This is a genomic window from Streptomyces sp. NPDC055815, assembly GCF_053616475.1.
In genome coordinates, this window is record NZ_JBSHDU010000037.1 from 33,990 (window position 1) to 55,583 (window position 21,594).

The following is a 21,594-nucleotide window of genomic DNA, read 5'->3' on the forward strand; positions in this document are numbered from 1 at the left end:
TGTCTGTGAAGATACAAATTCTTGGACCACTCGAGGTGAAGAACGACGAGGGAGAGGGGGTTACGCCTCGCCCCCTGAAGCTTCGTTCTCTTCTCGCAGCATTGTGTGTCAGTTCCGAACGATCGGTCACCGCGCCGCACCTGATCGATGTTCTGTGGTCGGACGAGCCGCCGCGCACGGCGTCCACCGCTCTGCAGGTCTATGTCTCCAAATTGCGCAAGCATTTTCAGGCCGTCGGAATCGACCCGGGCGTGCTCGCGACCACGCCGTCCGGTTATGTGTTCCGCCCGGGTGCCCATGTGATGGACTGCGACGGCTTCGACTCGCTGGTGGCGAAGGCCCGTTCCGCGGCCGGAGTGGGCCGTGCGGAGGAGGCGGCGAGCGTGTTCTCGGAGGCTTTGTCCCTCTGGAACGGACCGGCGCTCGCCGACCTCCGGGATGTGCCGGCCCTGCGGGACTACGCCCAGCAGATGGACGAGCGGCGCAACGCGGTGTACGAGCAGTGGCTCGAACTCGAGATCGGGCTGGGGCGCCACTCCATGCTCACCAGCGAGCTGTACGGGCTCATCGCCGAGAAGCCGATCTGGGAGAACCTCTATTTCTTCCTCATGATCGCCCTCTACCGCAGCGGCCGCATCTCCGAATGTCTCGACGTCTACAACCGCATCCGGAGAATCCTCATCGAGGAACTGGGCATGGAGCCCGGCGCACGGCTGCAGAATCTGCATCACGCCGTGCTGTCCAGAGAGCCGTGGCTGGAACCGTCCGCCGCGCCGCTGGCGGCCGTGGGCGCGCTGTCGGCGTGACGGCCCTTCAGCCCGCCACCCCGGTTGCCACCCCCGCGCCCAAGCCGGGGCCCGCGCCCCGCTGTCGCAGCAGCGCGAACAGGTGGGTGCCCGCCTCGGCCGCCGCCCGCTCGGCGTCGCCGGCCCGCACCGCTTCCAGAAGCCTGCGGTGGAAGGCGAGTCCGGGCTCCGCGCCGCACGGATCCACGCACGTCGGCACGCCGGCCGGCACCGCCTCGTAGATACCGCGGTACAGGCCGGCCAGCACGCTGTTCCCCGTGTACTCCACGAGTGCCGTGTGGAACTCGGTGTCCAGCTGCGCCAGGGTCTCCCACCGGCCCGCCCGCGCCACCGCCTCGCACTCGGCGAGCCGGGCCTCGAGCGCGCGCAGACCGTCCTCGTCCCGCACATCGGCCGCGAGCCGCGCCGCTTCGACCTCCAGGCCGCGCCGCACCTGGAGCACGTGGCGCAGCTCGGCCGTGTGCAGCCGGCGCAGTGCGCCGGCCAGCTCGCTGGTGGCCCGTACATACGTGCCGCTGCCCTGCCGGACCTGGAGGAGGCCGGAATGCGACAGGGCCCGGACCGCCTCGCGGACGGTGTTGCGGGCCACCTGGAGCTCGTCGGCGAGCACCGGTTCGGTGGGGATGCGGCGGCCCACCGGCCAGGCGCCGGCCGCGATCTGCTGCCGCATGTGCTCGATCACCTGGTCGACCAGGAGGGCGCGGCGCACCGCCGTCACGACGAGAGCCTCGCCTCGAGCTCGGAATTCAGCACGGAGAGGAACGTCTCCGCATTGTCCCGGAGGAAGAAATGCCCGCCCTCGATCTCGTGACAGCGGAAGCCCGCCGTGGTCTGCTCGGCCCAGGCGCGCACGTGCTCGATCGGCGCGAGCCCGTCGCCGGGGCTGGTGAAGGCCGTGACCGGGCACGGCAGCGGAGCCTCGTCGCGGTACCGGTAGGTGTCCACCACCGTCAGGTCGGCCCGCAGGGTCCGCACCACCATCGCGCGCAGCTGCGCGTCCTCGAAGACCCAGGCCGGCGTGCCGTGCATGTCGATGACCCGCTGGACGAACTCCTCCTCCGGGAGATGGTGGATGGCCGGCCACGGCGGCGGGATCTGCGCCGCTCCGCGGCCCGACACGATGACGAACTCGGGCGCCGGGCAGCCCTCGGCGCGCAGCCACCGCGCGGTCTCGAAGGCCAGCAGGCTGCCCATGCTGTGCCCGAAGAGGGCGTAGGGCCGGTCGGTACGCCCGGCCAGTACGGTGCCGAGCCGGGCGACCACGTCGTCGAGCCGCAGCGCCGGCTCCTCGCGGAACCGCTCCTCGCGGCCGGGCAGTTGGACGGCGTTGACCTCGACCCCGGCCGGCAGCCGGTGCGCCCAGCCGCGGTACATGGACGCGCCGCCGCCCGCGTACGGAACGCAGAAGAGCCGCAGCCGGGCGTCGGCGTCCGGCCGGGGGGTGATCAGCCACGGGTTCGTGCGGTTCGTGGTTTCCATGGTGTTCTCCGGGACCTTTCCGTGGGTGGGCGAACTCAGCGCGTCGTGGCGGCGGGCAGCAGGCCGGCGCAGGTGTCCAGGGCATCCGCGACGGTGCGCACCTGCCGCACCGCCGCCAGCGAGCGCTCCTGTACGAACCCGCGCGTCCGGGCGTCGGCGACCCAGTCGAGCAGTCCGCCGAAGTGGTCGTCGGGGTCGAGCAGGACGAGGGGCTTGTCGTGCACCCCGACCATGCGTTCCGTCCACGCGGTGAAGATCTCGTCGCAGGTGCCGAGGCCGCCCGGCAGCGCCAGCAGGGCGTCGGCCTCGTCGCACATCCGCTGCTTGCGGGCGGCCAGGCCCGGGGCGACGACCAGCCGGTCGCTGTCCCGGTCGGCGCGGTGCAGCAGCGAGTCCGAGACGATCCCGACCGTCTGCCCGCCGGCCGCCCGGGCGGCGGCGGCCACCGCGCCCATCATCGAGACGTGCTCGCCGCCGGAGACCAGCGTCCAGCCGCGGGCGGCGACGGCCGCGCCCACCTCCTCGGCCAGCCGGACGTACCGGGCGTCGACCGCGTCCGAGGAGCTGCAGAAGACACACACCGAAAGAGTCATGGAAACCGTCCCGTCCGATTCGTCGTGCACAGAAGTCAAAGGAGTGGTGCTCGCGTGAGGGCCGTCGTCGAGAAGAGTGCGGAACTGCCGCAGGGAACCGTCCACGTGTGGTGGGGGACGGTGGGCGACCTGCGTCCGCACCACCGCGACCTGCTCGGCGAGGAGGAGCGGGACCGCCTCGCACAGCTGGTCAGGGGCGGTGCCGTGGCCCGGTTCGTGATGGGCTGCGCCCTGATCAGACTGGCCGTGGGCGGCTACACGGGCATCGCGCCTCGCGCCGTACCGGTCGTCCGGACCTGCGACGGATGCGGCGGACCGCACGGCAAGCCCCGGGTGGCCCTGGGCGAGTCCTTCGAACTGTCCCTGTCCCACTCGGGCGAGCACATCGCGCTCGCCGTCGCCCGGGAGACACCGGTGGGGATCGACGTGGAGGGCGACGACGGAACCGTCGACCTGCCGGGACTCGCGCCCCGGATGCTGGCGCCCGCGGAGACGTCCGCCTACCTGGACCTGCCGGAATCCGCGCGCAGGCGCCGGCTGCTGTCGGTGTGGACCTGCAAGGAGGCGGCACTGAAGGCGACCGGTGACGGACTGCGGTTCCCCATGCACCGGCTGGGCGTCGCGGATCCGGAGGGCGCGCCGCGGCTCACGCACTGGGAGGGCCGGCCCCGACTGGCCGAGGAGACGCGGCTGGTCCGGCTGGACGCACCGCCCGGATACTCCGCGGTGCTCGCCGTGCTCGGGCCGCCCGGCTTCGCCGTCCGGCACGGGGAGTTCGCGGACCTGTCCGGGGCCGACACCGCTCATGAGCGGGCGGCCCGGTCGGCCGCCACCAGCCGCGCGGCCTCGGCGCGCAGGGCCACCTTGTTCACCTTGCCGACGCCGGCCAGCGGCAGCGCCTCCACCGGTACGAGCCGCTCCGGCAGCTTGTAGCGGGCCAGGCCCTTGTCCTCCAGGTGGCGTCGCAGCCCGCGCAGGGTCGGCAGGCCGTCCTCGGCGCCCACGGCGAAGAGGCACACGGCCTCCCCGTACAGGGGATGCGGCATCGCGACCGCCGCGACGGCGCGGACGTCCGGATGGGTGAGGACGACCGCCTCCAGCTCGTCGGCGGGGATCTTCTCGCCGCCCCGGTTGATGACGTCCTTCACCCGCCCGGCGACCACCAGGTTGCCGCTGGGGTGGAGCCGCACCAGGTCGCCGGTGCGGTAGTAGCCCTCGGCGGTGAACGCGCGGGCGTTGCCCTCGTCCTCGCCGTAGTAGCCGGCCAGCACGCTGGGGCCCCGGGTGAGGAGTTCGCCGGTCTCCCCGGGGCCCACCTCGCGGCCGGACTCGTCGACGACGAGGAGGTCGTCGCCGGCGGCCGAGGGACGGCCCTGCGTCTCGTCGACCACCGCGTCCGGGTCGTCGAGCCGGGTGAAGTTCAGCAGGCCCTCGCTCATCCCGTAGACCTGCTGGACCTGACAGCCCAGCCGCTCGCGGACCCGGCGGGCCGTGGTGGCGTCCAGACGCGCGCCGCCGACCTGCAGCACCTGAAGGCTCGTCAGGTCGTAGCCGCGCTCCTCGGCGGCCTCCTCGGCGGCGGCGAGCCACTGGAGCAGCACCGCGGGGGCCAGCGCGCAGTGCGTCACCCCCTCGCGCTCGACGAGCGCCAGGGTCCGCCGGGGGTCGTCGGGGGAGTCGAGGACGATCCGGCCGCCGCGCGAGAGGGTGCCGAGGATCCCGGGGTGGCCGAGGACGAAGCTGTGCGACGCGGGCATCACGGCCAGGTAGACGGACGAATCGGTCAGCCCGGACACCTCGGCCGCGGAGTCGATCACATGCCCGAACGCCTCGTGGGGACGGGGTATCGCCTTCGGCGGGCCGGTGGTCCCGCTGGAGAGCAGGAACAGCGCGTTGTCCCTCGGCGAGGACGGCTCCGGGGAGTCCCCCGCGGCGGGCCGCGGCTCGGGGTCCGGGGCCTCGACGCCGGGCAGTACGCCGCCCAGGGTCAGCGCCGTGAGGTCGGCCAGGCCCGTCCCGGCCGGCCTGTCCGGGGCCGCCGTGCTCCGGTCCTCGCGGGTGACGAGCAGGGTGCGGAGGTCCGGGTGCCGCTCGCGCAGGCGCTCGGCCATGGCCAGGTGGTCGAAGCGGCGTGAGCGGCGCGGTACGGCCATCGCGACCGGCCGGGTGACGCTCAGGACGTGCTCGAGTTCGTGCTCGCGCAGCGCCGGCAGGGCCACCACCGGAGGCGCGCCGAGCCGGATCAGGGCGAGCGTGGTGACCACGTGCTCCAGGCCGTTGGGCAGCTGGACCAGCACATGGTCGCCGCGGCCGATGCCGATGCCGCGCAGCCGGGACGCCGCCGTGTCGACGGCGACGGCGAGTTCGCCGTACGTGAGGCGGTGCGCGCCGTCGACGACGGCGCAGCGGTCCGGGTGGGCCGCCGCCGCGCCGAGCGCCACGTCGGTGAGGAGCTCGGGCCGCCACCAGCCGCGCCGGCGGTACTCCTCGGCGCGCTCGGCGGGGACGCGCACGATGCCGCCGGTCACCGGGCGCCCTCTGCGGCGGCTCCGGCCCCGGCCTCGTCCCCGCTTCCGGCCGCGTTCCCCGTCTCCCGGTCGATGACTCCGGCCAGCTCGGTCAGGGAGTAGTCGTGCCGGTCCCAGAGGTCGACCTGCGCGCGCAGCCGCTCCTCGATCTCCAGCTCCAGCTGGGCGGTCTCGGTGGAGTCCAGGGCGAGACCGGACCGCAGGCGGCAGCCGGGTGTCAGCTCGTCCTCCTCCACGCCCAGCTCCATGAGAATGCTGCGCAGTTCATCGAGAGTCGCGTTCACAGAACCTCCTGGAGAAGGGCTTTCTCCGCGTGGGCTTTTGACGGTAAACCGGAAGCCGAGCGGCCTTAATTCACGTGATGTGCCGTCATGCTAGCGCCCCGCCTGTTGCGATATTCCTCGGTCGCGCGGGAGTTCCGTACCTCTTTAGCGTCCGATATCCGACCGACTGGCGAACTTTAAGTTCGGTTTTAGGGCGCTCGATTACGTTGTTTCTCTCGGACAAATTCGTTCGCCAGGCTTTCGGTTGGAAGGGCTTGAACAGATGACGGCGGAAGCGAATCCCGTGCCGGTCTCGTCCGGAACGGAGCGCGCGGAGGATGACCTGACCCCGTACGGCGGGGTGGTGGCCGATGCGGCCTGGCGCGATGAGGTGCTGCGGCTCGCCGAACAGCACAACGCGGTGATCCTGGCGCACAACTACCAGCTCCCGGAGATCCAGGAGATCGCCCACCACGTGGGCGACTCCCTCGGCCTGAGCCGGATCGCCGCCGAGTGCGACGCCGACACGATCGTCTTCTGCGGCGTCCACTTCATGGCGGAGACGGCGAAGATGCTGGCCCCCGAGAAGCGGGTCATCATTCCGGACGCCAGGGCCGGCTGCTCCCTGGCCGACTCCATCACCGCCGCCGAGCTGCGTGAGTGGAAAGCGGAGCACCCCGGCGCCGTGGTGGTCTCGTACGTGAACACCACCGCCGAGGTGAAGGCGGAGACCGACATCTGCTGCACCTCCTCCAACGCGGTCGAGGTGGTCGAGTCGATCCCGGCCGACCGCGAGGTGCTGTTCTGCCCGGACCAGTTCCTCGGTGCCCACGTCAAGCGGGAGACCGGCCGGCAGAACATGCACATCTGGGCCGGCGAGTGCCATGTGCACGCCGGTATCAACGGGCCGGAGCTGGCCGATCAGGCGGCCGCCAACCCCGACGCCGACCTCTTCGTCCACCCGGAGTGCGGCTGCGCCACCTCCGCGCTGTACCTCGCGGGCGAGGGCATCGTGCCCGAGGAGCGGGTGAAGATCCTCTCCACCGGCGGGATGCTCGACGCGGCCCGCGAGACGGGGGCCCGCTCCGTCCTGGTCGCCACCGAGATCGGGATGCTGCACCAACTGCGCAAGGCCGCACCGGAGATCGACTTCCGGGCCGTCAACGAGCGTGCCTCCTGCCGATACATGAAGATGATCACGCCGGCCGCGCTGCTGCGCGCGCTGCGCGAGGGCGCCGACGAGGTGCACGTGGACCCGGAGGTGGCCGCTCGCGGCCGGGAGTCCGTGCGGCGGATGATCGCCATCGGCCGGCCGGGCGGTGGCGAATGACCGATCCGCGCTGGGAGGCTCGCGCGGACCTCGTGGTGGTGGGGACCGGCGTAGCAGGCCTCACCGCCGCGCTCACCGCCGTCGAACTCGGGCTGCGCGTCCTGGTGGTGACCAAGGGCGGGCTCGGCGACGGCAACACCCGCCATGCCCAGGGCGGCGTGGCCGTCGTGCTGCCGGCCGCGCACGAGCCCGGGGACACGGTCCTGCGGCACGCCCGGGACACCTGTGTGGCCGGAGCCGGACTCTGCGAACAGGACGCCGTCGCACAGATCGTCACGCACGGTCCGGACGCCGTCGAGCGGCTGCGCCGGACCGGCGCCCGGTTCGACACCGACGACGAGGGCGCCCTCGCCCGTACCCGCGAGGGCGGTCACAGCGCCTTCCGCATCCTCCGCGCCGGCGGCGACGCCACCGGCGCGGAGGTGGAGCGGGCCCTGCTGGCGGCCGTCCGTGACCGCCGCGTCGCCGTGCTGACCGGACACAGCGCCCTGGACGTGCTGCGCACGCCCGGCGGCGCGGTGGCGGGTCTCGCGGTGCTCGACAGCGCCGCCGTGCCGGGCCTGATCAGCGCCCCGGCCGTGCTCCTCGCCACCGGCGGCCTCGGCCGGCTCTATCAGGCGACGTCCAACGCGGAGGGCGCCACCGGCGACGGACTCGCCCTGGCGCTGCGCGCGGGAGCGAGTCTGGCGGACCTCGAATTCGTCCAGTTCCACCCGACCGTGCTGTTCACCGGCCCCGGCGCACGCGGCCGCCGGCCGCTGGTCACCGAGGCCGTACGGGGCGAGGGCGGCGTCCTGCTCGACACCAGGGGAGAGCGGGTGATGGCCGGCCTGCACCCGCTCGCCGACCTCGCCCCGCGCGACGTGGTGTCCGCCGCCATCACCCGCCGGATGGCGGAGACGGGCAGCGACCACGTCCTGCTCGACGCCACCCACCTCGGGCCGGAGGCCTTCCGGCGCCGGTTCCCGACCGTCCACGCCATGTGTGCCGCCGCCGGCGTCGACCCGTCGCGCGAGCCCATACCGGTCGCGCCCGCCGCCCACTTCGCCTGCGGCGGAGTCGTGGCGACCGTCGACGGCCGCACCGAGGTGCCCGGCCTGTACGCGGCCGGCGAGGTCGCGCGTACCGGACTGCACGGAGCCAACCGGCTCGCCTCCAACAGCCTTCTCGAAGGGCTCGTGGTGGGGGAGCGGGCGGCGCGGGCGGCCGCGGCCGATCTCCGCGACCGCACCCCGGCCGGTCCGGACGCCGCCGCGTGGCCGGACCGCGCCGCGGCCGCGGCGGTGGCGGACCGTGCCGTCCTGCAGCGGGCGATGACCCGCCACGCGGGCATCGGCCGCACCGCGGCCGGCCTCGCGGAGGCCGCCGGCACCGTCGCCGCCGTCTCCCACCGGCGCCCGCTCGACTCGGCCCGGGCGGTCGAGGACGCGGCGCTCACGCTGGTGGCCGACGCCCTCCTCGCCGCCGCGGCCGAGCGCCGCGAGACCCGCGGCTGCCATGTGCGCACCGACTTCCCCGGCACCGACGACACCGCCTGGGGCCGCTCGACGACCGTGCGCCTGGACCGGGCCACCGGACGGCCGGTCGTCAACCGTCCCGTTCCCGTGGGAGGAGCAGCATGATCGCCGAGGTCTGGTCGCCCGCGACCGACGAGCGGCTTCGCGCCGTCGGTGTCGACGTCGAGGACGCCCGTCGCGTGGTCGTCACCGCGCTGGAGGAGGACCTCCGCTACGGTGCCGACGCCACCACCGACGCCACCGTGCCCGCCGACGCCGTCACCGAGGCGGTGGTCGGCTCCCGGCAGGCCGGAGTGCTCGCCGGCCTGCCGGTGGCGCTCGCCGTGCTCGACCTCGTCACCGGGGGACGGTTCGAGGTCGCCGAGTGCCGGGCGGACGGCGACCGGCTCCGCCCCGGTGACGTGGCGCTCCGCGTGACCGCCCCCACCCGCGAACTGCTCGTCGCCGAGCGCACCATGCTCAACCTGCTGTGCCACCTCTCGGGCATCGCCACCCTCACGGCCCGGTGGACCGACGAGCTGGCGGGCACGCGCTGCACGGTCCGGGACAGCCGCAAGACCCTGCCGGGCCTGCGCCTCCTCGAGAAGTACGCGGTGCGCCGCGGTGGCGGCGCGAACCACCGCCTCGGCCTCGGCGACTCGATCCTGATCAAGGACAACCACATCGTCGCCGCCGGCTCGGCGGGCGCCGCGCTGCGCGCCGCCCGCGCCCACGCCGGCCACCTGCCCTGCGAGATCGAGGTGACCACCCTCGACGAGCTCGACGAGGTGCTGGCCCTCGGCGCCGACGAGGTGATGCTGGACAACTTCACCGTCGAGCAGTGCGCCGAGGCGGTCCGCCGCCGCGACGCCGCGGGCGCCCGCACCCGCCTGGAGGCCTCCGGCGGCCTCACCCTCGACGTCTGTGCCGCGTACGCCCGCACCGGCGTCGACCTGCTCGCCGTCGGCGCGCTGACCCACTCGGCGCCCGCCCTTGACCTGGGGCTGGACTTCGCCCCCCACACCGAAGGAGGAGAGGGGCAGCGATGAGCCGACGTGACACGGCCACCGCCGACACCGACACCGCCGACCGCCCCGCCGACGCCCCCGACGACCGCATCGCGGTGGTCGGCATCGGCTGCCGGTTCCCCGGCGCCGACGGACCCGAGGCGTTCTGGCGCAATCTGCGCGACGGCACCGAGAGCGTCACCTTCTTCGACGACCGGCAACTGGCGGCCGCGGGCGTGCCCGAGGCGCTGCGCGCCGACCCCGCCTTCGTCGCGGCCCAGGCCGTGCTCGAGGACGAGTTCGGCTTCGACGCGGGCCTCTTCGGGATCAACCCCCGGGAGGCGGACATCATGGATCCGCAGCACCGGCTGATGCTGATGTGCGCCTGGGAAGCCCTCGAGGACAGCGGACGCCGCCCCGACCGGCTCGGCGGCAAGGTCGGCGTCTTCGCCGGCGGTTACCGCAGCGACTACCTCCGGCACGTGCGAACCGACGGGGACGCGGCCGCGGAGTTCGCCCGCGACGTCGCCAACGACAGCGACTACCTGGCGACCCGCGTCTCGTACAAACTCAACCTGACCGGCCCGTCGATGACCGTGCAGACGGCCTGCTCCACCTCGCTGGTCGCGGTGCACCTCGCCTGCCAGAGCCTGCTCCTCGGTGAGTCCGACACGGCCCTGGCCGGCGGTGCCACGGTCCGCTCGGGCCATCAGCGGGGCTACGTCTTCCAGCGCGGCGGCATCCTCTCCTCCGACGGGCACTGCCGCGCCTTCGACGCCGCAGCCGAGGGCACCGTCATCGGTGACGGCGTGGGCGTCGTCGTGCTGCGCCGGCTGGCCGACGCCCTCGCCGACGGCGACCCGATCCGGGCCGTGATCCTCGGCTCCGCCGTCGGCAACGACGGCGCCGCCCGGGTCGGCTTCACCGCCCCGGGCGTGCAGGGCCAGTCCGAGGTCGTCCGCACCGCCCTGGAACGCGCCGGAGCCCATCCCCACACCATCGGCTACGTCGAGACGCACGGCAGCGGCACGCCGCTGGGCGACCGCATCGAGGTCGACGCGCTCGACCGGGCCTTCCGTGCCGCGGGCTGGCGCGAGGGCGGCTGCGCGCTCGGTTCGGTCAAGACGAACATCGGGCACACGCACGCCGCCGCCGGCATCGCCGGTCTGATCAAGACGGTCCTCGCGCTCCAGCACCGGATGCTGCCGCCGACCCTGCACTTCGAGCGGCCCAACCCGCGCATCCGCTTCACCCGCACCCCCTTCCGGGTCAACGCCGAACTCACCCCCTGGACGGCCGAGTCCGGCCCGTTGCGGGCCGGAGTGAGCTCCTTCGGCCTGGGCGGTACGGGCGCGCACGTCGTCCTGGAGCAGGCACCGGAGCCGGCCCCCGTCCAGAAGGACCGGCCGGACCGGGCCGAGCCCCGTGCCGACTGGCACCTGCTGCCGGTCTCCGCCCGCACCCCGGAGGGCGCCGAGCAGGCGGCCGAGCGGCTGGCCGGACACCTCGCGGACCGGCCCGACCTGCGGCTCGCCGACGTGGCCCGGACCCTCCAGCACGGCCGGAGCCCCTTCCCGCACCGGCGGATCGCCCTCGCCCGCGACCTGGACGGGGCCGTCGCCGCACTGCGCGGTGGGTCCGCCGACGCCCTCTTCGCCGGCCGGGCGGCGGACGACGCTCCGCCGGTCGCCTTCCTCCTGACCGGTCTGGGCGACCAGTACCCCCAGATGGGGCGTCAGCTCTACGAGACCGAACCGGTCTTCCGCGCCGAGGTGGACCGCTGCGCGGCGCTGCTGAAGGAGCGGTGCGGCATCGATCTGCCCGCCGCGCTCTACCCCGGGCCCGCCCCCGCCGACGAGCCGGACCAGGGTCCCGACCTGCGCAGACTGCTCGGCCGCGGGGCGGACCCGGTCGCCGGGCTGAGCGAGACCGAGCAGGCCCAGCCGGCCCTGTTCGTCGTGGAGTACGCGCTGGCGAGGCTGCTTGAGCACTGGGGGGTCCGGCCGGACGCCCTCATCGGCTACAGCCTCGGCGAGTACGTCGCGGCCTGCCTCTCGGGCGTCCTCACCCTGGAGGACGCGCTGACCCTGGTGGCCGCGCGGGCCGCACTGATCGGCCGGCTCGCGCCCGGAGGGATGCTCGCGGTGCCGCTGCCCGAGTCGAGGGTCCGCCCGCTGCTCGGCGACCGGCTCTCGCTCGCCGCGGTCAACGGCACGGACCTGTGCGTCCTGTCCGGAGAACCGGACGCGATCGCCGCCGTCGAGGCCGCCCTGGCTGCCGAGGGCGTCGCCGCCCGCCGGCTGAACGCCTCGCGCGCCTTCCACTCCGTCATGATGGAACCGCTCGTCGACGAGTTCACCCGGCTGGTCGCCGGCTTCGCGCTCAAGCCGCCGTCCATTCCGTACCTGTCCAACGTGACCGGTGACTGGATCACGGACGAGCAGGCCACCGACCCCGGCTACTGGGCACGGCACCTGCGCGAGCCGGTCCGGTTCGCCGACGGCGTCCGCAAGCTCTGGGCGGAGCCGGACCGCGTCCTCCTGGAAGTCGGCCCCGGCTCCACGCTCGGCGGCATCGCCCTGCGCAACCGCCCCGCCGAGGACACCACTGCCCACCTGGTGCTCGCCACGCTGCCCCCGTCCTTCGACCGGCGGCCCGCGGCCGCCTTCCTGCGCGGCACGCTCGGCAAGCTCTGGCTCGCCGGGGTCCCGGTGCGGTGGCCCGCCATCGACAGCGGCCCGGCCCGGGTCGCCCTTCCCACCACCCCCTTCGACCTGCGCGAGCACCGCGTCACGCCCCGCTGGGAGACCGAACAGGCTCCGTCGGCGGCCCCCGCGCTCGTCCGCAAGGAGAACCTCGCCGAGTGGTTCTCCGTACCGGGCTGGGAACCGCTGCCGCCCCTGCTCACCGGGACCGGCGCCGCCGGCGAGCCCGCCGACTGGCTGGTGTTCCTCGACGACCAGGCGGTCGGCGACCACGTCGTCGCCCGGCTGACCGGACGCGGACACCGTGTGGCGACGGTCCGGCCCGGCGACGCCTGGCAGGACCTGGGCGACGGGCGCTACACCGTACGGCCCGACCGCGCCGAGGACTACGCCGCCCTGCTGCGCGAGCTCGACCGGGCCGCCGCACTGCCGCGGCACATCGTGCACTGCTGGACGGTGACCGACCCGGACGGCGCCCCGGACCCCGACGAGCTCCGGTGGCGGACCTTCGACAGCCTGCTGCTCCTGGCCCAGGCGCTCGGCGGGACCGGCGCCGGCGTCGAGGCCGACGTCACGGTCGTCTCCAGCGACCTGCACCCGCTGCACGGCAGCGGTTCGCAGCCGGGCAAGGCCCTGCTGCTCGGCCCCACCCAGGTCTGGCCCCGCGAGTCGGCCGGCGTCGCCTGCCGCAGCGTGGACATCAGCCTCACCGCCCCCGCGAGCCGCCGTGACGTCACCCGGGCCCTGGACGCCCTCGTGGCGCAACTGCACCGGCCGGTCACCGACCACCAGATCGCGCTGCGCGGTACCGGCCGCTGGCGGCGGGTGTTCCTGCCCGCCCCGGTCGACGGCACGGAGCAGCGCAATCCCCGGCTGCGCCCGGGCGGCACCTACCTGATCACCGGCGGCCTGGGCGGCATGGCCCTGGAGCTGGCCGGGCACCTGGCCCGGACGGTCGGCGCCAACCTGGTGCTGCTCGGCCGGCACGGGCTGCCGCCCCGCGAGGAGTGGGACGCCCTGACCGCCGGGACCGGCGCGGACCCCACGCTCGTCCGGCGGATCGAGCGGGTACGGCGCCTCGAGGAGTCCGGCGGCCGGGTCGAGGTCGTCCGCGCCGACATCACCGACGGCCCGGCCGTGGCCGCGGCGATGCGGCGCGCCGTGGAGCGCTTCGGGACCGTGCACGGTGTCGTGCACGCCGCGGGAGTGCCCGGCGGCGGCCTGATGCAGCTCAAGGACCCGGCGGCGGCCGCCGAGGTGCTCGCGCCCAAGGTGCAGGGCACGCTCGCGCTCCTCGACGCCTGCCGTGAGGTCGCGGCGGACCTGGACTTCGTCGTCCTGTGCTCCTCCCTGCTGTCCGTCACCGGCGGGCTCGGGCAGGTGGACTACTGCGCGGCCAACGCCTTCCTCGACGCCGTCGCCCACCACCACGACGCCCTCGGCGACTTGCCGGTCACGGCGGTCGACTGGGACGCCTGGCGCGAGGTCGGCATGGCCGAGCGCACGGTCGGCGGGTCCACCGGGGCGAACCCCGGCGGCGGCGCCGCGGAGACCGGCCATCCGCTGCTCCCGCGTCGGCTCACCGCCACCGAGCGGCACGCGGTCTACGCGGCCGATTTCAGCGCCGACCGCAGCTGGCTCGTCGACGAGCACCGCATGCTGGGCCACCCGGTCGTCCCCGGCACCGGTCACCTGGAACTGGTCCGGGCGGCGGTGGCCGAGCACTCCGGCCGGGAGCCGCGGGAGCTGTCGGACATCACCTTCCTCTCCCCGATCGTGGTGGACGAGAACCGGCCCCGCGAGGTCCGGGTGGTGCTCGACCGCACCGCGGACGCCTACACGTTCTCCGTGGCCAGCCGGTACGACGGCAAGGCCGCCTGGCAGCTCAACTCCACCGGCGAGGTCACCGTCGGCGACCGGGCGGACCGGCCGGCCCCCGGACGCCTGGACATCGCGGCCATGACCGGGCCGGACGGCCTGCGCCCGGTGGAACGCCCGGTGCACGAGGGCCCGATGGGCTTCGCGGGCCGCTCACTCTGCCTGGAACGGATGTACGCCGGCGACCGGGAGTACCTGGCCCTGCTCGCCCTGCCGGAGCGGTACGCCCACGAGGTGCCGGAACTGGCCCTCCACCCGTCCCTGATGGACCTCGCCACCGCCTTCGTCGGGGTGCACGCGGCGGCGGAGTTCCGCATCCCCATCTCGTACGGCCGCGTCACCCAGTACGCCCCGCTCACCGCCCGCGTCTACAGCCACCACCGCTACGCCGTGGCCGACGACCCGGCACTGGAGACCCTCTCCGCCGACGTGACGCTCAGCGACGAGGACGGCCGGGTGCTGGTCGTCGTCGAGGGATTCGTCCTGAAGCGGACCGGCGACCTCACCGAGCGGCTCGCGGGCCTGCGCGACGGTACGTCCGAGGAGATCGTCGGCTACCGCTTCGCCGAGGACGGGCAGGAGCGCGAGGCACCGGGCGTCGCCTTCCTGCGGCAGCAGCTGGCGCAGGGAATCCGGCCGGACGAGGGCGTCGCCGCCTTCGACCGGATCGTGGCGGCCGCCCCGGGCCCCCAGGTCGCCGTGTGCACCCAGGACCTGGACGCGGTCATGGCCCAGGTGATCGCCGAGGGCGCCGGGCCGCGGGAGGCCGCCGACGGCGGTGCTCCGGCCGGGCCCGCCCACCCCCGGCCGCACCTGATGACCCCGTACACCGCCCCGCGCGGGGACACCGAGAGCGCGCTGGCCGCGCTCTGGCAGGAGCTGCTCGGCCTGGACCGGGTCGGCGCGCACGACGACTTCTTCGAGCTCGGCGGGCACTCCCTGCTGGGCATCCAGCTCGCGGCGCGGCTGCGCACGGAGCTGGGCGTCGACGTGGCCGTCGGCACCGTCTTCAACGCGCTCACGGTGGCCGGTCTCGCCACGGTCGTGGACCGGCTGAAGGAGGAGGCCCGGTGACGGCCGCCCGGCCGCAGGCCGGCCCGCAGCTCGAACGGAACGACAACGGCATGGAGGAGAACATGGAAGCGCTGCGCGCGGTGGGTGTGGCCGGCGCCGGAGTGATGGGCCGCGAGGTGGCCCAGGTGCTGTCCCAGCACGGACTGCGGGTCGTCCTCGTCGACGTCTCCGAGGAGGCGCTGGACGGGGCCCGCGAGGCCATCGAGCAGAAGGTCCGCTTCCAGCGGCTGCTGGGCGCCGGCGGGCCGGAGGTCCCCGTGGCCGAGGTGCTGGAGCGCATCACCTTCGCCACCGACTACCGCGGGTTCACCGAGGTGGACTTCGTCATCGAGAACGTCACCGAGGACTGGGAGACGAAGCGCCGGGTGTACGCGGAGATCGACCGGCTCTGCCCGGAGCACGCCGTCTTCGCGGTGAACACCTCCTGCATCCCGATCACCAAGGTCGGCGGCGCGGTCTCCCGCCCGGACCGGGTCATCGGCACCCACTTCATGAACCCGGTCACGCAGAAGCCGGTCGTCGAGGTCATCCGGGGGCACCACACCTCCGAGGCGACCATCGCCACCACACAGCGGCTGCTCGCGGCCATGGGCAAGGAGGGCATCGTCGTCAACGACGCCCCCGGCTTCGTGTCCAACCGCGTGCTCATGCTGACCATCAACGAGGCGGCCTTCCTCCTCCAGGACGGCGTCAGCACCGTCGAGGACGTCGACCGGATCTTCAGGACCTGCTTCGGCCACACGATGGGGCCGCTGGAGACGGCCGACCTCATCGGCCTCGACACCATCCTGCTCTCGATCGAGGGCCTGTACGAGAGCTTCGCCGACAGCAAGTACCGGCCCTGCCCGCTGCTGCAGCGGATGGTCCACGCCGGTCTGCACGGCCGCAAGAGCGGCCGCGGCTTCTACGACTACGGCGGGCGGCCCGCCGCCTGACGCGGCCCGCCGCCTGACGCGGCCCGCCCTCCCCTTCTCACCCGCACACCCGCACAGAGAGGTCCCGATGGACGCCATCAAGTCCGCCACCAGGGAATTCATCGGCAAGTACGTACGCAACCGCGAACTCGCCGACAGCGACGACCTGTTCGCCACCGGCTTCGTGAACTCGCTCTTCATCATGCAGCTGGTGATGTTCGTCGAGAGCGAGCTGGCGACCCCGGTCGCCGACGAGGACCTCCAGATGGACAACTTCCGCAGCGTGGACGCCGTGGCCGCCTTCGTGGCGCGCAAGGCCGCGGCCACGCCGACCGCCTGACGACCACGGGGTAGCGCGATGCAGTTGACGGCGCGGCAGGAGAGCCTGTTCGCGGAAGCCCGGTCGTACGTGGCGGCGGAGATCGCCCCGTACGCCGGGGCATGGGACGAGAACGAGGCCGTGCCCGAATCGGCCGTCGCCGGCTTCGCCGCGCGCGGCCACCTCGGCGCACTGGTGCCTCGGGAGTACGGAGGCACCGGGCTCGACGCGGTCTCCTTCGGCCTGCTGAACGAGGCCGTCGGACACGGCTGTTCGTCGATGCGCAGTCTGCTCACCGTGCACAGCATGGTGGTGCACGCGGTGACCCGCTGGGGCGGCGAGCGGCAGCGCGCCCACTGGCTGCCCCGGCTCGCCACCGGCGAGAGCATCGGCGCCTTCGGGCTCTCCGAGTCCGAGGCCGGCAGCGACGCCGGGCGGCTGCGCACCACCGCGGAACGCCTGCCGGAGGGCGGCTACACCCTCACGGGCGGCAAGAAGTGGACCACCTTCGGACAGCGGGCCGACGTCTTCCTGGTGTTCGCCCGGCTCGACGGGCAGATCACCGCGTTCCTCGTCGGACGCGACGCCCCCGGCCTCGAGGTCGTCCCGGTCACCGGCATGCTCGGCACCCGGGCCTCCCTCCTGGCCGAACTGCGGATGGACGACTGCCGGGTGCCGGCCGACGCCCTCGTGGGACGGCCCGGCTTCGGACTGTCGGCGGTGGCCACCAGCGCGCTGGACATCGGCCGCTACAGCGTGGCGTGGGGGTGCGTCGGCCTGCTCGCCGCGTGCGCCGACGCCGCCACGGCGCACGCGGACCGGCGCGTCCAGTTCGGCCGGCCGCTGGGCGAGCACCAGCTGGTGCGCCGCATGATCGCCGACATGGTCACCGACACGACCGCGGCCCGGCTGCTCTGCCTGCGGGCGGGGCAGCTGAAGGACGCGGGCGATCCGGCCACCGTGGACGCGACCTGGATGGCCAAGTACTTCGCCTCCGTCAAGGCGTTCCGCGCGGCGGCGGACACCGTACAGATCTTCGGGGCCGCGGGCTGCGCCGAGGGCCACCCGGCCCAGCGCATGCTCCGGGACGCCAAGATCATGGAAATCATCGAGGGAAGCACCCAAGTGCAGCAGGACTACCTGGCGCAGGCCGCCCTGCGGGAGCGTGCCGCATGAGCGAGACCGGCAGGACCGTGAAGACCGGCAAGACCGTGAAGTGCGTGGTGTGGGACCTGGACCACACCGTCTGGGACGGAGTCCTCCTGGAGGACGGGCAGGTCACGCTGCGGCCCGGCGTCGCCGACGCCATCCGGACCCTGGACGAGCGCGGCATCCTCCACTCGATCGCCAGCCGCAACGACCACGCCGCCGCCATGGCCCGGCTCGAAGAGCTCGGCCTGGCCGAGTACTTCCTGCACCCGCAGATCAACTGGGGTGCCAAGTCGGCGTCCGTGCGGTCCGTGGCCGAGGCGCTGAACATCGGCCTGGACACCGTCGCGTTCATCGACGACCAGCCCTTCGAGCGCGACGAGGTCTCCTTCGAACTCCCGCAGGTGCGGTGCCTGGACGCGGACGCGCTGCCCGGACTGACCCGGATGCCGGAGCTGATGCCGCGCTTCGCGACGGACGACTCCCGGCGCCGCCGCGAGATGTACCGGGCGGACCAGGTCCGCAAGGACGCCGAGGAGAGGTTCGACGGAGCCCAGGACGAGTTCCTGGCCCGCCTGGACATGCGGTTCGAGATCGCCCCCGCGGGCGCGGCGGACCTGCAGCGCGCCGAGGAACTGACCGTCCGCACCAACCAGTTGAACACGACCGGAGTCACGTACTCGTACGAGGAGCTCGACGCCTTCCGCACCTCGGACCGGCACCTGCTGCTCACCGCCTCCCTGACCGACCGGTACGGACCGTACGGCACCATCGGTCTCGCCCTGGTGGAGAAGGGGGAGGAGGACTGGCACCTCCGGCTGCTGCTGATGTCCTGCCGGGTGATGTCACGCGGCGTGGGCACCGTGCTGATCAACCACGTCAAGCGGCTGGCCCGGGACGCCGGCGCCCGGCTGATCGCGGACTTCGTGCCCACCGATCGCAACCGGATGATGTACGTCTCCTTCAAGTTCAACGGCTTCGAGGAGATCTCCCGCGAGGACGGTCTGGTGCGGTTCGCCGCCGACCTGTCGTCCATCCCGCCGGACCCTGCCCACCTCGACGTCCGGGCAGCCGGCTGACCGGCCGACCGGCCGCGGGGGGCGGCCCACCGGGCCGGCCCCCCCTCGCCCCTAACCCGTTCGCCAGTGCCATTTCCCCAGGGCCGGGACCCCCCCCCCCGCCCCCCCCCCCCCTCGCGGCGGGGGCCGGCGGGTGCGCGCCCGACCGGCCGCGGGGGCCGGCCATCGGGCCGGCCCCCGCTTCGCCATATCCCTTTCCGCATGTCCCTTTCCGCATGTCCGTTTCCGCACACCGAGGACACATGATGACTCTTTCCCAGAAGAAGGCCCTGGTCACCGGAGGCTCCCGCGGCATCGGCCGCGGGGTCGTCGAGCGGCTCGCCGCCGAGGGCGCCGACGTGGCCTTCACCTACCGCGAGCGCGAGGCCGAGGCCAAGGAGGTCGTGGCGGCGGTCGAGGCCGCGGGGCGCGCCGCGTACGCCATCCGCGTGGACCTGACCGAGGTCGCCGAGGTGCGCCGCACCATGGCGGAGGCGCACCGCCTGCTCGGCGGCCTGGACATCCTGGTGAACAACGCCGCCGCGGCGGCCACCGCCACGCGTATCGACGCCGTGACGGAGGAGGAGTTCGACGGGGCGATGGCGGTCAACGCCCGGGCCGTGTTCTTCGCCCTCCAGGAGGCGTCGCGGCTGATGAACGACGGCGGCCGCATCATCAACCTCTCGACCGCCAACACCGCGCTGCCGGTGCCGGGTGTGTCGCTGCACGCCGGCAGCAAGGCCGCCGTCGAGCAGTACACCCGTGTGGCGGCCCAGGAGTTCGGCCCGAGGGGCATCACCGTCAACGTGATCTCGCCGGGTGCCACCGACACCGAGCTGCTGCGGGCCAACATCACCCAGGAGGGCCTGGAGCTGGCCGTCCGGATGACGCCGCTGGGCCGGATCGGCGAGCCCGCGGACATCGCCGGTGTGGTGGCCTTCCTCTGCGGCCCGGACGGCGGCTTCGTCAGCGGCCAGAACCTGCGTGTGACCGGCGGCATGGTCTGACCACCGCGCCGCACGACGAGAGCCCGACCGGGTCCGAGGACCGGTCGGGCTCTTCGCTGTCCGGGCGCGGCCTCAGGCCGGGCTCAGCTCCTCGGCGGCGGGTTCTCCGGTCGCCGGTTCCCCGGAGGCCGGTTTCCCGGAGGCCGCCGCGCGGTCGTCGCGCCGGGCCGCCACGCGGTCCCGCAGCAGCCGCACCCGCCGCGAGAGCGCCCGGTAGTCCGCGTCGCGGACGAGCACGGCGTCGACGGCCATCATGGCGAGGCCGAACGTCATCAGGCCCATGCCGGCCATGATGCCGATGTGCATCCCGGCGATGCCCAGCACGACCGCCTCGCGGAACCGGCGGCGGGAGGTGAGCACCGCCGGGAGGACGAGCAGCTGCACCACGACGGCGAAGTAGCTGACGAGCGTCGTCAGGACCAGACTGTCCATCAGCTGGGGGAAGGTCGAGCTGTAGGTGTACTGCCAGACGTGACTGATGTAGTAGAGCGCCGTGCCCTCCTGCCACTGCGGTGCGGCCACCTTCCACAGCGCGGAGACGACGTAGACCACGCACGCCTGGAAGACGATCAGCACCGCCGCCGTGTTGTGCAGCGAGGTCCGCAGATGCGGCTCGCCGGCGCGCCGCTCGAGCCGCGCGCGGACGCGCTTGGCCAGCGGGCTGAAGTGGGCGTTGACCGTGGCGCCCATCAGCAGGATCAGCACGATGCCGGTGAGCGCGTCGCCGCCCTCCCACATCGTGTAGTTGCGGTGGTAGAGGGAGGTCATGAACACCGCGTGGACCACCGTCAGGCCGCGCGAGCCGAGCACGGTCCAGGCGAGCGAGACCAGCAGTCCGGCGAAGTACACGAGGTCGAACCAGGTGTCGCCGTCGCTGAGCGCGTACAGCGAGAAGATGTGGCCGTCCCCGGTCAGCGCCTTGAAGGCCGCGAAGCCGGAGTAGCTGTCCGGCCCCCACAGGAACGCGCGGTAGGGGATGTTGGAGACGTAGTACAGCGTGGTGCTCAGGCCCAGCAGGATGCGGCAGAGCGAGAGGCCGACGAGGTACTTCGGGTGGCTGGACACACCGCGCAGCGCACGCGCGGCGGAGGTCTTCAGTCGGTCCATGGCTGGGCTCCAGGCCGGTAGTCGAACCAGCCGAGGTCGGTGAAGACCTCGGAGCGGGGGTCCTCGGGCGAGTGGCGCACGTCGAAGCGCTTGACGGGGGTGTACGTGTAGTAGGCGCGCAGCCGGGTGACCCGGCCGTCCAGGTGGAGCTCGTCCACCAGCGGCGACAGCACGGTGGCGGTGTCCGTCCTGGCCGCCTCCCGCAGGGCCGTCAGCTCGTTCTGCTGACCGGAGAAGTCGGCGAGCGCCTTCTTCCGCGCCTCGTCGACGGCTGCCTCCTTGTCGTGCAGGCTGCCGAGCTCGACGCCGAGGTACAGGCCGACCGCGCCCATGCGGTTCGGGGCGATCCGGATCTCGCGGGCGGTGCCGGCCATCGTGCGGGACAGCGACGCCGGCTCGGTGGTGTGCCTGCCGGTCGCGTTCTCGTACTCGACCTGGTAGAAGACCTCGCCGTTGTAGTCCACCGAGTACGGCGCGAGGAGCATCCAGCTCTGCCGGAAGTAGGTGTCGGCGACCGGGGCGACCGCCTTGTAGGCCTGGGTCCGCGCGGGCGAGACCGGGGCGTTGACGATGAGCGTCATGGCGACGAAGGCCAGGCCGAGCAGCGGCGGCAGCCCCATGCTCAGCAGTCTCCACCGGCCGACGCCGGTGCGTGGTTCCGTCATGACCGGGGCTCCTGCTCCTGCGCGGCGGGGCGGGGGGCGGCGCTGCCGCCGATGCCCCAGCGGTGGGCCGGGACCGGGGTGAGGACCACCCAGGTCTGGTCCCGGATGTCCTCGCCGAACACGTTCACCGTCGCCTGGGTGAGCTGTTCGACCAGGTCCCGCTCGGTCTGCTCGGTCAGGCGCTGTTCGAAGATCTTGACCTCGATGAAAGGCATG

Annotated in this window: 18 protein-coding genes and 1 pseudogene; 11 read left to right on the forward strand and 8 right to left on the reverse strand. The window is 73.5% G+C overall.

Translation table 11 applies throughout. The annotated features are described in order from the left end of the window. Positions 1-35 precede the first annotated feature (35 nt). Complete coding sequence (locus tag ACWGN5_RS23220; protein ID WP_453518237.1) at positions 36-806, forward strand: AfsR/SARP family transcriptional regulator; 771 nt, start codon at positions 36-38, stop codon at positions 804-806. A 7-nt stretch (positions 807-813) separates the two neighbouring features. Here ACWGN5_RS23220 and ACWGN5_RS23225 read toward each other — a convergent pair whose 3' ends face one another. Genes ACWGN5_RS23225 through ACWGN5_RS23235 form a run of 3 tightly spaced genes read right to left on the reverse strand, consistent with a single transcriptional unit; the run spans position 814 to position 2,878 of the window. Further along, the gene (locus ACWGN5_RS23225) at positions 814-1,524 is read right to left on the reverse strand and encodes a FadR/GntR family transcriptional regulator (RefSeq protein WP_453518240.1); all 711 of its coding nucleotides are present in this window, start codon (positions 1,522-1,524) and stop codon (positions 814-816) included. Further along, complete coding sequence (locus tag ACWGN5_RS23230; protein ID WP_453518242.1) at positions 1,521-2,285, reverse strand: thioesterase II family protein; 765 nt, start codon at positions 2,283-2,285, stop codon at positions 1,521-1,523. The genes ACWGN5_RS23225 and ACWGN5_RS23230 overlap by 4 nt, the downstream gene beginning before the upstream one ends. A 35-nt stretch (positions 2,286-2,320) precedes the next feature. After that, the gene (locus tag ACWGN5_RS23235) at positions 2,321-2,878 is read right to left on the reverse strand and encodes a TIGR00730 family Rossman fold protein (RefSeq protein ID WP_453518243.1); all 558 of its coding nucleotides are present in this window, start codon (positions 2,876-2,878) and stop codon (positions 2,321-2,323) included. A 219-nt stretch (positions 2,879-3,097) separates the two neighbouring features. Between ACWGN5_RS23235 and ACWGN5_RS23240 the strand changes: the two are divergent. Beyond that, a pseudogene (locus ACWGN5_RS23240) lies at positions 3,098-3,532 on the forward strand (4'-phosphopantetheinyl transferase family protein); the annotation flags it as partial. Positions 3,533-3,681: 149 nt separating this feature from the next. On the opposite strand, the gene ACWGN5_RS23245 reads toward ACWGN5_RS23240, so the two are convergent. Both ACWGN5_RS23245 and ACWGN5_RS23250 read right to left on the reverse strand, forming a co-directional pair. Further along, on the reverse strand, positions 3,682-5,406 hold the full coding sequence (locus tag ACWGN5_RS23245; RefSeq protein ID WP_453518246.1) for a (2,3-dihydroxybenzoyl)adenylate synthase: 1,725 nt from the start codon (positions 5,404-5,406) through the stop codon (positions 3,682-3,684). Continuing rightward, a complete protein-coding gene (locus tag ACWGN5_RS23250; RefSeq protein ID WP_453518249.1) occupies positions 5,403-5,690 on the reverse strand; it encodes an acyl carrier protein in 288 nt (95 codons plus the stop codon). Before ACWGN5_RS23250 ends, ACWGN5_RS23245 begins: the two co-directional genes overlap by 4 nt. Positions 5,691-5,952: 262 nt before the next feature. Here ACWGN5_RS23250 and nadA point away from each other — a divergent pair, with 262 nt between their 5' ends. From nadA to ACWGN5_RS23295, 9 genes are all read left to right on the forward strand, one after another. After that, positions 5,953-6,999 carry a quinolinate synthase NadA gene (nadA, locus tag ACWGN5_RS23255; protein ID WP_453518250.1) on the forward strand — a complete coding sequence of 349 codons (1,047 nt, stop codon included), beginning with the start codon at positions 5,953-5,955 and terminating at the stop codon, positions 6,997-6,999. After that, the gene (locus tag ACWGN5_RS23260) at positions 6,996-8,621 is read left to right on the forward strand and encodes an L-aspartate oxidase (protein WP_453518253.1); all 1,626 of its coding nucleotides are present in this window, start codon (positions 6,996-6,998) and stop codon (positions 8,619-8,621) included. The genes nadA and ACWGN5_RS23260 overlap by 4 nt, the downstream gene beginning before the upstream one ends. Further along, positions 8,618-9,544, forward strand: coding sequence for a carboxylating nicotinate-nucleotide diphosphorylase (nadC, locus tag ACWGN5_RS23265; RefSeq protein ID WP_453518254.1), 927 nt, complete (start codon positions 8,618-8,620; stop codon positions 9,542-9,544). The genes ACWGN5_RS23260 and nadC overlap by 4 nt, the downstream gene beginning before the upstream one ends. Continuing rightward, positions 9,541-15,159, forward strand: a complete 5,619-nt coding sequence (locus ACWGN5_RS23270; protein ID WP_453518257.1) for an SDR family oxidoreductase — start codon at positions 9,541-9,543, stop codon at positions 15,157-15,159. The genes nadC and ACWGN5_RS23270 overlap by 4 nt, the downstream gene beginning before the upstream one ends. Continuing rightward, positions 15,156-16,094 (forward strand): 3-hydroxyacyl-CoA dehydrogenase family protein, encoded by a 939-nt coding sequence (locus tag ACWGN5_RS23275; protein ID WP_453518259.1) that lies wholly within the window; start codon positions 15,156-15,158, stop codon positions 16,092-16,094. Before ACWGN5_RS23270 ends, ACWGN5_RS23275 begins: the two co-directional genes overlap by 4 nt. A 67-nt stretch (positions 16,095-16,161) precedes the next feature. After that, the gene (locus ACWGN5_RS23280; protein WP_453518261.1) at positions 16,162-16,413 is read left to right on the forward strand and encodes a phosphopantetheine-binding protein; all 252 of its coding nucleotides are present in this window, start codon (positions 16,162-16,164) and stop codon (positions 16,411-16,413) included. Positions 16,414-16,431: 18 nt separating this feature from the next. Further along, positions 16,432-17,568, forward strand: a complete 1,137-nt coding sequence (locus tag ACWGN5_RS23285) for an acyl-CoA dehydrogenase family protein (protein WP_453518263.1) — start codon at positions 16,432-16,434, stop codon at positions 17,566-17,568. Further along, positions 17,565-18,620 (forward strand): HAD-IIIC family phosphatase, encoded by a 1,056-nt coding sequence (locus tag ACWGN5_RS23290; protein WP_453518265.1) that lies wholly within the window; start codon positions 17,565-17,567, stop codon positions 18,618-18,620. The genes ACWGN5_RS23285 and ACWGN5_RS23290 overlap by 4 nt, the downstream gene beginning before the upstream one ends. A 245-nt stretch (positions 18,621-18,865) precedes the next feature. Beyond that, positions 18,866-19,606, forward strand: a complete 741-nt coding sequence (locus ACWGN5_RS23295; RefSeq protein WP_453518268.1) for an SDR family oxidoreductase — start codon at positions 18,866-18,868, stop codon at positions 19,604-19,606. A 72-nt stretch (positions 19,607-19,678) separates the two neighbouring features. On the opposite strand, the gene ACWGN5_RS23300 is transcribed toward ACWGN5_RS23295, so the two are convergent. From ACWGN5_RS23300 to ACWGN5_RS23310, 3 genes are read right to left on the reverse strand one after another with little or no spacing between them, the layout of a single operon-like run. After that, complete coding sequence (locus tag ACWGN5_RS23300) at positions 19,679-20,713, reverse strand: hypothetical protein (protein WP_453518270.1); 1,035 nt, start codon at positions 20,711-20,713, stop codon at positions 19,679-19,681. Continuing rightward, on the reverse strand, positions 20,701-21,378 hold the full coding sequence (locus ACWGN5_RS23305; protein WP_453518272.1) for a DUF5819 family protein: 678 nt from the start codon (positions 21,376-21,378) through the stop codon (positions 20,701-20,703). Before ACWGN5_RS23305 ends, ACWGN5_RS23300 begins: the two co-directional genes overlap by 13 nt. Then, the gene (locus ACWGN5_RS23310) at positions 21,375-21,593 is read right to left on the reverse strand and encodes a tautomerase family protein (RefSeq protein ID WP_453518274.1); all 219 of its coding nucleotides are present in this window, start codon (positions 21,591-21,593) and stop codon (positions 21,375-21,377) included. Before ACWGN5_RS23310 ends, ACWGN5_RS23305 begins: the two co-directional genes overlap by 4 nt. Between the last annotated feature and the right edge of the window lies 1 nt (position 21,594).